The following is a 1,506-nucleotide window of genomic DNA, read 5'->3' on the forward strand; positions in this document are numbered from 1 at the left end:
TGGGGGCGGTTCATGAAGGCCGACGCACCCGTGCCGGAGGGCTTCCTTGCCGTGGATTTCGCCCCGGAGTGCGGCGAGGACGCCGGTCCGCCGTACTGCTCGCAGTGTGCGTTTGCCACCTTCGTCGGCGACCACGAGGCCATGCACCGGAGAGAGGGCTACGACGTCAATGCGATGTATGACGTCACGCGGAACATCATCCTCGGTCAGGATGTGATCATCCCCTACCCCGACAAGTACTGGACCGCGGAGGTGTTCCTCGACGGCACCGACGAGCCCGGCGCGGGCTACCTGTTCAGCGTTTTGAGGTAGCGGCCGAATCGACTGATCGGCCGGCCAGGGCCTGCCCAATCATCGGTCGGACGTCACCCAACGATGTCTGCTCCCGCAGAGGCTCAGGTACCGCGCTCCTCCGCCGGGAGGACGGGCCACCCGGGGTCGGGCTGATCGAGCACGGGCCAGGGCGCGCCGGGCAGGTGCGGGACGCCCTCGCCGGGCGGTTCTGCGTCCGGACCTTCGAGAGCCGCGAGGGGACGACCGGCCGCGAGCGTCGGCTGCATGAACGGACGCAGCGCGGGCGCGGCCGCGTCCAGCAGCGCCCGCTCGCGGAGCAGGTCCGGATTGCCCGGGCCGCGCGGCGAGGCCATCGCATGCAGGCGGACGAACTCACGCCCCAACTCCTGCGCTCCCGGCGCGTCGATCCGCCACCGGCCGGGCTGCACCTCACGTCCCAACGCCCGGGCGGCGCGGACGGAGGCCTGGGCGAGGACGGGGTCGGTGAGCACGACCTTCTTGCGCCGCTCCCAGGCGGCGTGCGCCAGGGCCGTCAGCAGGCTGACGCCGACCACCACTCCGGACGGACCGTCGAGGAACCACCAACAGGCGGCGGCGATCGTGGCCAGGTTGCCCGTCCACAGCCCGATCCGGACCAGCCGGGGCAGCCGGTTCACCGAGACCAGTCCCGCGCGGCCCACGACCACGTCGCCGACCACGACGTCGAACCGGTCGGGCAAGGTCAGCGTGCGCAGCAACCCGGCATCCATGTGGACACCCTAGGGTCGCGGCCGGAATACCGAGGTGAGTACCGACCTTGAGCAGGGGGAAAGGGAATCACGGATGACGAACCTGCAGGACTTCGAGGCACGCACCATCACCGGTCACGACCAACGCCTCGCCGACTACCTGGGCATGGTGGTGCTGGTGGTGAACACCGCGTCCAAGTGCGGGTTCACACCGCAGTTCGCCGGTCTGGAGAAGCAGTACGAGGACCTGCGCGACCAGGGCCTGGTGGTCCTTGGCTTCCCGTGCGACCAGTTCGCCAACCAGGAGTTCGCCGACGACACGGAGATCGCGGAGTTCTGCCAGCTCAACTACGGCGTCACCTTCCCGATGTTCGCCAAGGTTGACGTGAACGGACGGGACGCACACCCGCTGTTCACCTGGTTGCGCAGCGAAGCGGGTGGCGTGCTCGGCGACGCGATCAAGTGGAACTTCACCAAGTTCCTC

The 1,506-nt window shown here is 69.1% G+C and carries 3 protein-coding genes; 2 read left to right on the forward strand and 1 reads right to left on the reverse strand.

Annotation, left to right across the window (positions count from 1 at the left end; all coding sequences use genetic code 11):
* Positions 1-312, forward strand: a 312-nt coding sequence (locus tag Q1K57_RS04465; protein ID WP_300079425.1) for a hypothetical protein, incomplete at its 5' end; no start/stop codon positions are given.
* 83 nt (positions 313-395) lie between these two features.
* Here Q1K57_RS04465 and Q1K57_RS04470 read toward each other — a convergent pair.
* A complete protein-coding gene (locus Q1K57_RS04470) occupies positions 396-1,043 on the reverse strand; it encodes a hypothetical protein (RefSeq protein ID WP_300079427.1) in 648 nt (215 codons plus the stop codon).
* A gap of 73 nt (positions 1,044-1,116) precedes the next feature.
* Here Q1K57_RS04470 and Q1K57_RS04475 point away from each other — a divergent pair.
* Positions 1,117-1,506: glutathione peroxidase (locus Q1K57_RS04475; protein ID WP_300079429.1), on the forward strand; the 390-nt coding region annotated here is incomplete at its 3' end.

The sequence above is a fragment of the Propioniciclava sp. genome, assembly GCF_029977985.1.
Lineage (GTDB): Bacteria > Actinomycetota > Actinomycetes > Propionibacteriales > Propionibacteriaceae > Propioniciclava.